This window comes from Rhizobium sp. RAF56, from assembly GCF_052113965.1.
GTDB lineage: Bacteria > Pseudomonadota > Alphaproteobacteria > Rhizobiales > Rhizobiaceae > Rhizobium.
Genome location: NZ_JBFRDU010000035.1, coordinates 1 through 14,440 on the forward strand (window position 1 = coordinate 1; position 14,440 = coordinate 14,440).

7 protein-coding genes are annotated in these 14,440 nt (G+C 62.1%); 1 reads left to right on the forward strand and 6 read right to left on the reverse strand.

Annotated features, from left to right (window positions below; translation table 11 throughout):
* Positions 1-215 precede the first annotated feature (215 nt).
* Positions 216-1,571, forward strand: coding sequence for a hypothetical protein (locus AB4048_RS23065; RefSeq protein WP_442204325.1), 1,356 nt, complete (start codon positions 216-218; stop codon positions 1,569-1,571).
* Positions 1,572-1,641: 70 nt separating this feature from the next.
* Here AB4048_RS23065 and AB4048_RS23070 read toward each other — a convergent pair whose 3' ends face one another.
* From AB4048_RS23070 to AB4048_RS23095, 6 genes are read right to left on the reverse strand one after another with little or no spacing between them, the layout of a single operon-like run.
* Entirely contained in the window at positions 1,642-1,860 is a 219-nt protein-coding gene (locus AB4048_RS23070; RefSeq protein WP_442204326.1) for a hypothetical protein, read from the reverse strand.
* Positions 1,857-2,243 carry a hypothetical protein gene (locus AB4048_RS23075; RefSeq protein ID WP_442204327.1) on the reverse strand — a complete coding sequence of 129 codons (387 nt, stop codon included), beginning with the start codon at positions 2,241-2,243 and terminating at the stop codon, positions 1,857-1,859. The genes AB4048_RS23070 and AB4048_RS23075 overlap by 4 nt, the downstream gene beginning before the upstream one ends.
* 18 nt (positions 2,244-2,261) lie before the next feature.
* Positions 2,262-2,954: a hypothetical protein gene (locus tag AB4048_RS23080; protein ID WP_442204328.1), complete on the reverse strand. Its 693-nt coding sequence runs from the start codon at positions 2,952-2,954 to the stop codon at positions 2,262-2,264.
* Positions 2,951-5,020, reverse strand: coding sequence for a terminase large subunit domain-containing protein (locus AB4048_RS23085; RefSeq protein WP_442204329.1), 2,070 nt, complete (start codon positions 5,018-5,020; stop codon positions 2,951-2,953). The genes AB4048_RS23080 and AB4048_RS23085 overlap by 4 nt, the downstream gene beginning before the upstream one ends.
* Positions 5,017-11,082 carry a PLxRFG domain-containing protein gene (locus AB4048_RS23090; RefSeq protein WP_442204330.1) on the reverse strand — a complete coding sequence of 2,022 codons (6,066 nt, stop codon included), beginning with the start codon at positions 11,080-11,082 and terminating at the stop codon, positions 5,017-5,019. The genes AB4048_RS23085 and AB4048_RS23090 overlap by 4 nt, the downstream gene beginning before the upstream one ends.
* Before the next feature lie 2 nt (positions 11,083-11,084).
* The gene (locus AB4048_RS23095; protein WP_442204331.1) at positions 11,085-14,375 is read right to left on the reverse strand and encodes a hypothetical protein; all 3,291 of its coding nucleotides are present in this window, start codon (positions 14,373-14,375) and stop codon (positions 11,085-11,087) included.
* Positions 14,376-14,440: the final 65 nt, after the last annotated feature.

The following is a 14,440-nucleotide window of genomic DNA, read 5'->3' on the forward strand; positions in this document are numbered from 1 at the left end:
TGAGCACCGGATACTACTGCAAGAGCAGCAGCGGAGCCGAGAAGAAGGCTCTTGATGTTCATATTGACCTCCAATTCAAAGTTTCGATCGGGTCTGGGTTTTTTGCCAAGAGGCATTCCCTGCCCCATCCCCATGTTTCAAGAAGTCGGTCAACTTGGATCATCCGGCAAAATCAGGCAGCAGGACTCGGGCTACTCCAGTAGGGAACTCCTCTTATGTGGACGGGAAATCACGACGGCTCCGAAATGGCGGCGATTGCTGATGACAAAATACACTTGCTCATCGACGGTTATGGGCGGGCGGGAGGTTCTGAGGCAAGCCGACATGCCGCCTCTTCTTTTGTCAGAGAGGTCCAAAGCAGGGGCAAATGGATATTCTGCTCCTGCCGAGAAGGCGCTGTTCTCATACCCTATGAAAACAAATTTCTTCATCGTCGGACGCAGAATTCGCCGTCGCATGACAATAATTGCCCATTTTGGGTAGAGCCTCATGAGCAACTGGATATAGTTCGCTCCGTTCGCCCCCACCCACCGACGTGGCCCTTTAACTTCCTCCGAGCGTTTGGGGAGGGCGGGCCTAAAGGGGTTGGCGGCACCAGCGAAATCGCGAAAATTACCACGCAGACTCGTCGGCCAAAGCTTGCACGTCTGCTAATGGGGATGATCGAGCGGTCGGGAATGCACAGGCGTGGGGTAAAACAGCAGGAACTCGGCGAGCAGTTTGACCTTCTGGTAGACCAAGCGTCCAGTTTTCTTCTGGTTGAAGGCGTGCCCGTTTCCCAAATGCTTTGTCGGTATGCGAGCTCCTTCGAAGACTTCGCGTCGCGGTTCGACACTCAAGCAAGTCGACTGCAATGGCCCGAGGGTGTTCGCCCGCAGGCAACGTTATTGGCGGTCGCCGCAGGGGTTACAGACCGAAAGCTTGTCCTGAGGAGCGGCAATCCCATTCCGATAAGGGGGCGATTGTCCGTATATGGACGCAAGGACGCGCCTGTAAACAGATACAGCTCCTATCTCTCGATTGGCGTCATAGCTAAATCTCGGCCAGAGAGCGAGCCAGCCCTTCTTGATGTCTATATGCACCCCTGCCTATCTCGAAGGGACATGTTCTTGGTTGGAAACAATTACGAGCGTGCAACCTTCAAGGTGCTTCGTAAATTACAACTATACTACGGGAACGAAATTGAGATCGAGATTGAAAAGCCCGTCACAGATATTGGAAAGAAATCCTTTAGCCGAGATGCGGCACTCGTCCTTGAGGAAATCGCCAAAGACGGGTCACAATCAATCCTCATCCCTGATTTCATTCTGCGCTTTCCCCAGTTCCCCCCCGAACTCAGGGCGGATATTATTGTGGAAACGATGTATTTCCGGGGGGCCGCTCACCGCATAGAAAAAACGAAGTCAATTCTGATGATGAAGGAAACCCTGGCTTACGTTAAAAGCGTAAATCATGACTTCTGTTTTCCCGATCATATTTCGCAAAAGGAACGCGACAACGCTTTTATTGCGGAGATGCGGCGGGCGATTGAGCGACGATTGGTTATATTTGGCCGCGGCGTGGGGAAGTAGCCAGGCGGCAGTTGACCGAACTATTGGCGCGAATATGTAAATGACAAGCCGAACCCGATGCATAGTGAAACTATAAGCTTCTCCGCAACTTCTGCCCCGGCGCGGGCTTTAATGGCAGCTTCCCGCCTTCAGCGACAAGCTTATGCAGGGCATCCAGTTCGGCCTGACTGTTGATCTGCAGGTTCCGCACATCCTTGATGCTCGCCATGCGGATGCCGCCGGCATCGCGCCCCTCGCTGAATGAAATCGAGCCCCGCGGGATCGGCTTTTCTGGGCGATATCCGCTCATTGCGCTGCCCCGCTTCCGGCCGAGAGTGGCCACCACTTGACGTCTTTTCGATCCAACAGCTCCAAGGTCTTGTCGTCACCCATGCGAGCAAGCTCGATCGGCAGTGTTATCGCGAGTGCTTCCTTGACCGCGATCAGCGCCGTGGGGCGGTGAGCAAGAGCAGCCGTTTCGCGCATGATAATAACGAACGGCGTGTAGCCCAGCAGTTCCAACGATTTGATGAGGCTGAACATTTCCTTCGGGCCTGGGGGCCGCAAGCGAACCAGCCGACCGTTATTGGCGAAATAATCCTTGTCACCCGCGGAGAAATCATTCCGCGCGACGACGCTGTTTTGCAGAATTCGCGCGCGTTCGTAACGACTTAGAGAAACCGGTTCAGACATCTTTTTCCTCCTTTTCGATCAAGTCCATGCGGCCGGTGGTAACGGTTCGCGGCGCTCACCGCTGCGCCTAGCGCCCCGCGGTGCCGGCAGCTTCGTCGCCGCAAGCAGCTGCGCCAGTGCCATCAGAAGGTCATCGTGCCCGCGATCGATGACAGCGACCTGCCGCCCCGCGGGCGTCGTTTTCATCGAAGCTCGGCTCATCTGCCGTTTCAATTCTTGGACCTGTATTTGCTGTTCCGGATCGGTCAGCGGCAACGAGAGAATGCCGGACTGGAAAGCGACGCCGACGTCGAGCAGCAACTGCCGGCGGGAAAGGTTCATCACCGGAATGGACGACGCGCGTCCGCCGACGTCGCCGATCAGCATTGGGGTCAGCCCTGCGGAATGACTGTCAGCGTTGATGATTTTCACGCCGACCAGCGTGTCGCGCGGCAACGCCTGGGCGAGCAAATACGCAATGGCGGAATTGTTTGAGACGTCGACGATGAACCGCGTCGTGCCATGACCAACGTCGGCGTAGACCTTCGCCATCGCCTCTTGCGCAAACGTGACGTGCCGCATCGGCGTGACGACCGGCTTCACAGTATCCAGGTGGAGCACCCTTACCTTGGTTATCTCGGCGCGGCTGACTTTGGCGACAACGATCGCGGCAGGATCAGAGCTTCCGCCGGGGTCGATGCTGCAGGCCAAATATGGAGCTGTTTCCGTCATCGCATCGAGGCTCCCGTCATGCTCTTTTCGAAGGGTCTGGCCGTAAACAACTCTTCGAGGTTCATGTGGCCGAAGGCAAGATCCGGATCGAGTTCCAGCTCATGCGGATTGCCGTCGATCGTCGTGCCAAAGGCGAGATCGAAAACATCCTCGCTATACAAGCTATCGCCCACGGTGCCCCACTTGCACAACATTTCCGTCGGATAGCGCGCGCCCAGCGTGATCTTCATTTCGTCGAGCTGCTGCTTGGAAAAGCGATCGGATTGTGGAGCGGGAACGACTAGCTTCGTCCACCGACTTCCGGCCGCCGTCATGACTGAATGAAAGTAGGTGCCGATGATGCCGGCCGACGAAATCCCGATCAGCTGCGCTTTCGGTCTCGCCGCGATAGAAGGCAGCACTGCCGAAATCACCGGGTCCGCCAGGAACGCCGCTTCTTCGAAAATGAGTAGATCCGCCGAGTAGCCGCGAACGCTTGCGCCGGCATCCTCGTTCGAACCGGGGAGGCTGATGATGCGGCTCGAAGCGCCGGCCTGCTTTTCGGCGATCACGACCTGGAACTGCGACAAGCTGGCGAGGCGGAGACCGGCAACCTGCGCCACGCCCGCACATTTCAAAAGCAGCTCGCTGCTCTGGCGCAAAGTCGGCGCAATGATCAAACTCGTCGAGCCGGGATTGCAGACCGAAAAGCAGACGGCTTTTCGCGCCGTCACGAGGCTTTTTCCGCTTTGGCGAGCGGCAAGGCATCCGACCCGGCGGTCATACGCGTCTAATAATGCGGCCTGCCACCAGGCAGGGTCGAGACCCGTAGAAATTGCAAAATATGATGGGCACAGCATATACGCGCTGATCGCTTCGAGATCGAGGCGGGTTCGGCCGCCGACGACCAGCTTCGATCGTATCGCCGCGATTTCGGCTTTGCTGTATCCGGGGAAACTCTTCCGGTCGATCGTCTTGCCGTCCTGATCGAGCCCCAGCGCCTCGGCCGCCATGTCCGCTGCAGCGGCCCTTTGCTGGTCGCTGCCCGGCGGCTGGGAAGGGCTTTCGGGTATGGGTGGGGCATCGACCCGCGGCGAGGCGAATACGCGTTCCTGCGCCTCCCCTGCGGCCTCCGCCGGGCCTTCTCCCACGGGTCTGCTCGGAGGCACGTAGAGCGGCGACCGGGGCGAGCGCTCGCGGCGCTCGGGCGGGGGAGGGGGATCGGCCTTCGGCTGGATGCCGGACGCCTTCACGGCGATGTCGACCAGGGACTTTTCGAATTCTTTCAGATCCTCATCGACGGCGACTGGCTCGGGCGGGATGACCGGCACGTCACCGGTCGGTGACCTGGCCGTCTGCAGTGCCTTGCGTTCGAGCGCCTTGTCGATGTCGAGCGCCCGCAACTGCTTGAGCGAATAGCGTGCGAGACTGAGGCCGGCTTTGTGAGCCCGCACCATTTTCAGCATGTCGGCTTCGGTCGAATTCTCGGCGAGCTTTCGAATGCGGTCGATCTTGTGTTCGCCGATGTCCTTGGTGAAGAGGTCACGCTCGTGCCAGGCGCCGAGCTTGTCCAGCCGTTGGGTCCGCTGCGACGGCGTCAGCAGGCCCCATGGCCGGTCCGACACCCGCACACCACTGTCGATCAGCTTGCGGCGTGCGGGCGCGGTCACGAGCGCCGGGCGCCGACCTTGGATCTTCAGGCGAAACGGCGGAATTTCTTCCGGCTTGAGCGGGATGATCGGATCAACGTTTTCGCCGTCCATAAGGCGCTTCAACGATCCCGCGACGAGGTCAATGTCGACGCCGCGCAATGCCTCCAGCGAAATCTTCGTCAGATCGAGGTCGCGCCGCGCGGCGTGAATCAATCGAAACATGTCTGGGCCGTTCGATGCCGCGACGAGATTCTGCACGGCCGGGTTTGCGGACTGGACGAGGCCATCGAAGAGGCCGAAATCGTTGATGTTGTCGATCAGGTCGAGGCGGTCTTCCCGCTGATTTATCGTCAGCTCGCGCCACGGCTTCTTACCGATCTCGGATTGATCCTTGATCTCGTACGCCCAGGAAAAGTGCCACGGTATCTCCGTCATCGGCCTTCCTTTAGAGCGGGAACTCTTATGTCGGGGGCCAGGTATTTCGCCTTCCCGGCGATGCCGCGCGTCTGCTTGCTGACCGGCAGCGCGCCAGTTTCCGTGCGTCCGCCGTCTTGGCGTTTCTTCTGCACCGCCCGCCACATCCGGTCGACGGCGGCGTCGCCGAGATCCGAAGCCCATTTCGGGGCATTCTTGCCAAGCTCCTGGTGCACCTGACGGATCACCGGGCGCAGCTCGTTGCGGGTCTTTGCGGCATCGCGGAGATGGGCGTTCGCGTCTTGCTGCTCCTTCTGCAGGCCGGCTTCGTAATAGAAAATACTCCGGCCGCGGCGCATGTCCGTCTCGCGGGTCGGTTGGAAACCGAGGCCCTTCACGATCCGTTCGCTCGGGGTGTAGCCGTCGTCGAGCAACGACCGGCCGGTCGTGTCGGTCGGACCGCTGCGCGCAGCGCGGATGATGTTCGAGATGAACTTCGGTGTCACGAGTTCCAAAGCCTTCGACGGATCGCCCTTCGTCAGGGCTTTGTAAGCGTCCGCCATCGAGACTGTGGTGTCGCCGGGCGCACCGAAAATCTGCTCCGCGCCCCAGTTCATGAATCCGGCTTTATCGAAGGTTTTCGGTCGGCCGTTCAGAAGCAGGTCGCCGACGCCGATGCGCTTCGAAATGTCGGCCGGTCCAAGGCCGGAAGGAATTCCGCGCATGATCGTCCCGGCTATCTTGTGGCCGGCGGTCGCGCCGAGGCCAAGCTCTTCTCCGAACATCTTCGAAAGCCAAGCCTCCATCTCGCCTTCCCACTCGACGGGCTGGTGGCCTATGGCCATCGCCGCCGCCTGGATCAGCGCCCCGGCAATCATCGCCGCAGGATGGCCGCTGACGCCGAACGCCGCGAGCCCGAGGATGTTGGCGGCCGTGAGGACGCGGCGCCATTCCTTGACCTGCTCCGGTGGCATGCTTTTCGGATTGACGATCGAGCGGATCATTTTTTCCATGCCGATCATCGAGTTCACGGCAAAACGCTTGAACATCAGCGGCACGCGGATCATGCCGCGCTTCTTGAACATCGGCGCCGACGTCGAGTGCGTATTGTCGAACTGCGATTGTCGGGTGACATCGCGCGCCCACTTCACCGCTTGCTCATGGGTGTCGCCGAGCGAGCGGGCGGACCGGTAGGCGGCAACGGCAGTGACAGCATGGCTGCGGATATCGTTGCCGATGCGCAGCTGGCGGATGATATCGGCAAGTGATTCCAAGATCCGATAGCCGCCGCGCACCTCGCGCGGGTCGACGCCTTTGATGTCGAGGTTTGCGTCGCGCGACATCAATCCAGAATCTGCCAGTTCGTCCATCATCCGCTGCAGATCACGGCCATCAGTTTCCTTGCCGACGGCATCGCGGATGGCCTCGAAAATGTCCGCGCGGCTGTAGCGGACCCCCTCAGGGGCCGGGCTTTTCGATTTCTTGAACCGATTCTTCCAGCCAACCGCTTGCGCCTTGGCGCCGCTGGCGGCCTCGCCGATCGCGCGAGCAGTGTCGGCGATCGAATGTCCGGCGACCTTGAAGCTGTTGATTGCCTTTTCCGCCCTGGCGACTTCGCGCGCGGCCCTGAACGCGCCGACGCGGCCGGTGATGCGCGGAATGCCGAAAAGGTACGGCTGGAACATATCGGCGATGACGGAGCTAACGTCGCCCATCTTCGTCAGGAAGGCGGCAGTCAGCGATCCCTGCATCGCGTTTTCGGCCGCGCCTTTCGGGACGAAATGGTCTTCCGGGTTGGCAATGCGGCGGGCCATCTCCTTGACGACGGCCTGCCGCTCCAGCTGCCCATGCGGGTCCGTCGCGGACTGCTGCTTGTCAGAATCTCGCAGACCGCGCATGCCGGCATCGAGTTCAGGTAGCGCCTCCATTTTCGCGATCACACCGGACGACATATCTCCGTAGCGGTCGACGATGGTGGCGAGGTTGTTCTCTGCGCCCGAGACGTTGCGCCGCTGCAGGCGGCGGGCGGCCGCTCCGTTGCCAGCCGCTGTCGTCGTTACCGCGTCGCGAAGGGTCCGATCGAGCAGCTCGACCACCGCCGGGTCCGCGCCGGTATCTTCGAGATCAGCCTTCGCCCTCTTCAGGATCTGGTCGATATCGGTCGGCAGAAGCTCACCGTTGCGCGTTTCGTCACGTTCCTCGAGCCTAACTTCGTCGGCGTTCTGCTCGCGCTCGTCGCGCGCCGCCTGGGCCTCGGAGTTGCTGTGATGCAGGCTCATTCCCTGTAGCTGCACCTGGACCTCGAACTTCACCGGTCCGGAAAGCGCATCCCATTCGCCCTGTGACACCTCGTTGCGATAGACCGGCTTGCCGGTCGGACCGTCTTTGAAGGCGTTGATTTCGCGGATCACGAGGCCGGCGTTTGGCGAAGTGTCATCGAGCGTCTGATTCACGAACTGATGCAGGGTCGAGTTGTCGGCGACAAAGGTGTCATCGGATATCGAGCCGTCCGGATTCTTCGCCCATGTCGCGCCCTTCGGCAACTGCATCCGCTCCTTCCAGTGAACGGCATACTGACCGCGGCGGATGAGCGGAAGATATGTGCCTTTTACACGCCCAGCCTCAAGCATGACTTCGAGTGCCGCCTGCACCGACGGCGAAAGCAACTTCTTATCGGCGGCGGTCAGCTGACCGTTGATGACGCGATCGGCGAGCGCTTCAGATGCTGCCTTGCCGGTCTGTGTTGGATTGGCTTTGCCGGCCTTGCGATCGCGCTCGTTGGCACGGTCGAGCACCTGGCGCACGAAAGCCGTGACGCGGGCCTTATCGTCTTTGGCCCGCTGTTTCCGAAATGCTTCCTGAATATCCGCCCAGAGTTGCGCGACCTTCGGCTCACGTTGAACAAGTTCGTTGTAACGCTGCTCCAGGTGCTTGTGTGCCTGTCGGCCCTGGTAGTTGTCCTTGGTGAAACTCTGGCCGAGGTGACCGTTTTCCGGGGCGCTGAGCGGCTTGGTGGGGTCGACCTGAAGCGCAGTAGAATCTGCCATCAGCTGGGTCAGATCCTCATAAGCCTCGCGGTTTTCGGCGCGCAGGCGCACGAGGCGATCGACAATTTTTTTGAAAGGACGTGCGAGGCGCTCGCGTTTCGCCCCTTCGCGAGCGCGCGTTTCGACGATCTGACGGAGCGGGTTTTCGTCAATGCGACGATCCGGGTCGATAGCGTCTGTCCAGTGGAAATTTTGCTCGTTGTTGGTCGCCAGCCAATGATCAGGAATCCATTGCCGCATGTGTTTGGTGATGTGGGAAACGCCTGCCTTGAGCGCTTGGCGGATGCCGCTCTTCGCAGATCGAGAAAGAATCCGCGTTGCCTTGAAGCCGGGCGAGCCTGGATACGGGCGACGCGGTCCGCGTGGGGGAGGGGGTGGCTGAGTTCCTCCACCTTGCCCGCCTTGACCAGCTTGCGTCTGCGCATCGGTCGCGAGCGCCCGTTCGAGAATCGGGTCGCGCAGCTCGCTTTCGTTGGCCGCTTCCTCGTCGAGCGCAGCGTTGGTCATAGTATCGGCTGCGCCCTCCTCCGCGGCTTGCTCAGAGCTGAGCGCATCTTCGGCAATGCGCGAGCGGTCGGCGCGATCTGCAACTTCCTGCAGCTGCTCCGGTGTCTTTGTCCTCGGCTGAGCCGCCTCGGCAGCAAGGCCCTCGCGACGGGCTTCGCGTTCGGCGGGGGCGACCGCAGTTGCACGCTCGACTGCGGCTGGGCCTGCGCGCATGGCGTTGAGGTGCTTCACCGCCCTGTTGAACACCGAGCTCGATGGCTGCTTGACTGGCTGCTGCCGGATGAATTCGTGCGCCGCTTCGAGATCGCGCTGGATGCGCGAATCATTCGGATCGTCGTAGCGGCTCTGGATATCAGCAGTGATGTCATCGAAGGCAGCGCGCTGCGTCTTCGACAGACCCTCGCCCGGCGTGATTGCTGGCGCGGCTGGCGTGTTTTCGTCCGAAGCGCTGGCATTCTGAACGGGGATTTCGTTCGCAATACCTGTTCGTTCGTCCGTAGGAGCCGGACCGATATCGGGCTCGTAGCCGTCCTCGAACGGTTGCCCGAACACGAACGAACCGTCATCGGGGAGCAGGCTGTCGAATGTCTGTTGGTTTGCCGATCGCGGCGGCACGGGTTCGGAAATGACATCGCTTTCGGAAGATGCAGGCAGGGTCGCCGACTGAGGGAAAGCGACCCTGCCTGCGGGTGCCACCGTTTGCGCGTTCGCGTCGGGTGTAGGAGACATACCCGACGCTGACGGCGCAGGTATTTGCGGAGGCACCTGTGGGGGTGGGGTGACTTCCCTGGGGGAAGTCTGATTTACAGGAGGCGTGACTTCCCTGGGGGAAGTCACGGGCGAAGGCGGCCCACCGCGGCGAACATCGTCGATCGCATTGTTTGCAGCGTTGTGCGCATCGACGGCGGCGCTGACATCGGCGCCAACGCTGGTCGGGCTAACCTGTGGCCCTTCGATCGGATGCAGCGTGATCGAAACGGCAGGTGGCCCAGGTGCGGGCGTAGGTTCAGACGCGGTCGTTGGGGTCAAGGCAGCTGCGGCGTCGGGAGCGACCGGGCCGATCGTCTGAGGTTGCGTTGATTTCGCAGCCGCGGCCGCTGCCGGCGAGGCCGGTAGCACTGGCTCGATGCGATTGTATTCGTTGCCAGCGGCGTCCCTGTATCGCGGGGCGTTTGGACCATCCCACTTTTGGTAATCCGATCTGACTTCGTCGGCCGTTGCCTCAGTCGGCATCTGCTCGGTGGCCGCTCTTTGCACGTCAGCGCCGGCGGGCGGAGGCGGTGTGCCTGCACTGGTGCCACCCGGCGACGACGAGCCGGCGTTATCGGTAGCAATCACCCCGGTCTGATCGCCGGTCGGGCTGGGATTGCTCTGGCCGGGCTTGAGCGCGTGATATGTCTCGTGGCCGCCGCCGAAAAGACCACCACCGAGGAATCCGCTGACAGATGCATCGAGGATCGAAACAGCACGTTTCGCCAGATCGAGATCGCCGCCAGCCAATACCGTCGCGGTTTCCTGGATCAGCTGCTGTGCGCCCTCTGTGGCGCTCTCTGCCGCGCCGTGGCTCGCTGCCGCCTTGGCGATGGTGCTGATCACCAATTTCTTGATCGCGGGTTCGGCGATTTCCTTCGAAACGCCGGAAAGCTTCATGACCTCGCCGATGCCGTAGCTGTCCAGACCGGCGACGATCGCACCCGTCGGCACGGCGTAGGCGGCGAGATTCTTCTGCGTCAGTGTGCCGTTCGCGAGAAGCTTCTGAATGCCGGGGTCCTCGCGCATGCCCTGCAAAGTGTCGCCGGTGTTCTGGATGAACGACGGAATATAAGAGCCGACATAGCCACCGACGATGCCGCCAGGGACGCCGCCGCCGGCCGGGTCAACCACTTCACCGAGCGCAGTGCCGCCAGCCGTGCCGAGCGCCCAGCCTGCCGCCGTCGGTCCCATCGAGCCGATCAGCGATCCGGTCTGTTCGCCGAGATACGTGCCGGCCTTGCTCGGCGACTTGATGACATCGACGACGCTCGGCGCCTGCAGCTCGTAGCCGGCGCTGCCCTTCTTTCCGAGCGCATCGAGGAAATTCGCCGCTTTGCCAGCGGTGCTGTTTGCGTCGCCATCCGAAAGCAGATTGAAGGCGTCGATGGTGCCGCCCAGGCCCTGCAGGTTGCCACCCACGCCTGAAGTGACGAGGCCGCGCATGAAGCTCCAGTCGGAGCCGAAAGGCTTGTCACCGGCTTTGTCTGGGGGCTGAGCGGGTGGGGAAGCCGTGCCCGGCTGTGCAGGAATGACGCCTTGCTCCGGCTCGCCAATATCGGGCTGGTAGGCGTCGCCGAACGCCGTGCCGAATTGCAGCTGCGGCCGCGGCTGCGTTGAGGGTGGCGTCCGTGCGGGCGGAGGAGGCTCAGGTGGCCGCGTCTGACGCGTCGGCGCTGGCGATGGTGCGGGCTCGCTCATGCCATACGAGGACGGCTGATCGTCGCCGAAATCGGGCTGGTAATCGTCTGCGAAAGGTGTGCCGAACTGGAGATCCATGGCTACTGCCCCGGCAGGGTGACGGGCGCCCACTTACCTTGTGGGTTTTTCGCGATGTACTGCCCGCTGCGGCGATCGAAGACGACGCCGGGCGGCAGCTGTCGCGGCCCACCGCCTTGCGGAGCAGCCTGTTGCGGCGTGGTCTGGGGCTGAGCCGGCTGCGAGCCAGCGCTGGGGGCGGGCGCCTGCGTGCCACCGAGCGCCGCCTGATTCTCAGGCGCGACCGGATTCGTCATCGCGCTGGTCACGGCATTGGCGGGCGGGGCTCGGTAAGTGTAGCCCTCATAGCCCAGCTGTTTCATCATCAAGCCACGCCTGGCGACCGGCAGGGTGTCGGAAAGCCGTGAAGCTGCCTCGTCGCGCTTGTCGCGCAAAGCCTGAATTGCCAGGTCGGCGTCTGGTTTTTCAGAGGCATCGGCGGCGCGCTTGTACTCAGCTTGTGCTGCATCTGCGACAGCGCGGGCCGAGTTGAAAGCGTTTTCGTCGATCGGCGGTCCACCGGCGCCGGTCGGGTGGCTTTCGCGGTAGGCGCGATTGTCCTGGGTGTGCTGCTGATATCGCGATTCCTGACGGCCTTCCCGGTCGAGCTGATCCGACAAACCCTGCTCGCGCTTCTGCTGCGCAGCGACGGCGCGGGCTTTGTTGTTGTCCCGGCTGTGGGCACCGGTCGGGTCGGCAGTACGGAGGATTTGATCCCAATACATCGAACCGTCTTGCATGCCCTTGAGCAGCTGCGGCAATTCGTTCGGCTGCACCGTGAGGGTCTGCGGATCTTCTCCTGGAACGTTGTGCGTGGCGGTGATCATGCCGGTGCGCGGGTCGATGTTGATATCCATGCCGCCGCCATCGGGGATCAAATCGTAAGCGGCGTTGAGGATTTTCACGGCGTTCTTGATGTGGATCGGATCGTGATCCTGCTGGAATTCGTTCAGCGCCACGCCGGCCAGGGACCCGAGGCGGCTGAATTGCTGCGCGCCATAGAGCAACAACGAACCCGCTGACGCCGCCGCATCCTTCGTCCGTCCCTGTTCCAAATAGAACTGCGTCATTTGCGCCAGGCGCACGGCCTGCTTCTGGTCGGACGGGATCTGGTTATCCGGGTCGATCTTGCTATCGACCTGCTTGACCTCCTGCGGTGTTGCGGCGCCTTCACCTTGCGCGAACCGGCGCTGCCCGCCCTGTATCCTTCCTTGATCATCCGGAGTGTTGATCGCGCCGCTTCCTTTCAGGCCGAAGGTGTCCTGCAAGAACAAAACTCCATTGTGGATCGCCTCGGCGACCATGCGGTGCGGCGGATGCGACGGCGGCGGTGGTGACGCTTGCCCGGCGCTCTGGTCGGCCTCGTCCGGCGAAGGGAGGACGCCAGACGGCCGCGCAGCTGGGCCGGGGCTCGGGTCGGCGTAGACGGGGTTCGCTGGGGTGGCATCGCGCACCTGGGCCGCGGTCGAGCCTTCATAGATGCGCGGGCTCGATGAACCGGCGTTGAGCATGCGGCCCTGCGGTGCGCCATCGGAATTTAGAACCGCATTGGGATCGAGCATGACGGTGCCGTTGCGCGGCGGGGCCGGTTCTTCCTGCGGAATGACACCCCCAGCTGCGGCACGGTACTGCACTTTCCGCGTCGCACCAGCATGGTGAGCGCGAGCGTTTTCGTCTTCCGTGTATTGCCCAGCGCGATCCGGCGCGACCGAGTGATAAACGCGCGAACTCTCATTGACGACCGGCGTGCGTGCGGCGGCCTGATGCTGCTGCGGCCGAGGCGTTGGGGTCGGAACATGCTTAGCTGGCTCACGTGCTTGAGCGTGATGCGCGGGTCGTGGCGTCGGCGTGGGCGCGTTTCTTCGGGGCGTCTGCGAGTGCGGAAATGCCGGGGGTACGAAGCCCTGGTAAGCGCCGCCACCACCGCCTCCGCCACCGCCGCCACCGCTGGCGCCGTTGACGCTGCCATCCGCGCCGAACACCGGCGGGCGACCATCGTCGCTGACATAGGGCTTCGCCGTCGGCGGATTCTGCGGACCGCTGCCGACGACGTCGGGCACGTTGAAGTAGGTGTTTTCGCTGCGATGGGGCTCGTAGGGCGTGGGCCGCGAGACAGCTGCGGAAGCGACCGGCTGCTCGACCGTCGGGGGCTGCGGGGGCGGCACCGGGGTAAATATCGGGTTCCCCATCGGGTCATAGGTCAGCCGGTTCCACTGGTATGGCGATTCCTCACCGCTGTCCTCGCTGTCGTCGACGAAGCCACCATCGGCGTAGTATTGCGTGCCTCTCCGTCGGCCGAGGCGGCGATCGGGGATGATGCCGCCGCGGGCATAGCCAAGATCGCCATCCTCGTCCTGCTGGTCTTGCTCGTTGTCGTAGTCGGGGTTTTCGTCGCCGTAGGCCGGGCTCAGAACGAACGCACCGTTTGGTGACGGCTGCGGCACCTGTGGGGCGGGATCGCCCACCTGTGGCGTGCGCACCTTCGGAGGCGGCGGCGTGGCCATGTTGTTCGCCGGCGGCGCGGTGGAGCTGGTCGTGGTCGGATCGGTTGCGGCCGTCTGGCCGTCGCTGGATGCGCGCGCAACAGGGGGAGCGGCGCTGGCGACATCCTTGCGCGACGCCTTGAGGAAACTGTCGAAGTTTGAAACGAAAGCGTTCGTGTTCGTGCCCTGCTCCATGCCCGACGGCAGCGACGTCCAGGCGCTCGACAGATTCTTCCCGACGTTGGCGATCAGTTGCGGATCGCCGGATTTGAGGTCCGCCGCAAGGTCGCGGCCATGGGTATTCCGCTGGTAGACTTCGTTGGCATAATACCAAGCCGCCTTGTCCTGGTTCTCGGGCGAGAAATCTTTCAGGCCGTAACGCCGCTGCAGGTCGTTGTAGGTGGATTTCAGAAACTGGTAGCGACCGGCGGCCGAGGAAGTCTTTCCAGCGTTCGGGCCGGAAGTGATCGCTTGGCTGTCGCCGGGGTGCTGATCGTATCCGTCAAAGGTGCTGCCACCATACTTGATGTTGTAAGCGCCGCCGCTCTCGGGGCCGGCAATGGTGTTGAGCAGCGCACGCGCTTCCGGCGGTGCATCTTTCCAGGCAACGTCGCCGACATCATGGTTGGTCGTTGCGCTCTTGCCACCGCCGCCGAACGGGCTTGGAATGGCCTGAAACTGGCTGTCGGTGGCCGGCAGTAAGCGACTGGTGCGGGCCTTGTAGTAGTCGACCTGCGCCTGTTTTAGCTTGTCGTCCTCGCGATCTGACCAGTACTTCGAGCCGGTTTTGAAGCCTTCATTGAAATCTTTCATCTCTTGCGCGAACGACATCTTGGCTCCCTCCGACAATCTGCAGGAGGATACTACCGTCAAGTTCCATAATCTAGAAAAGGATT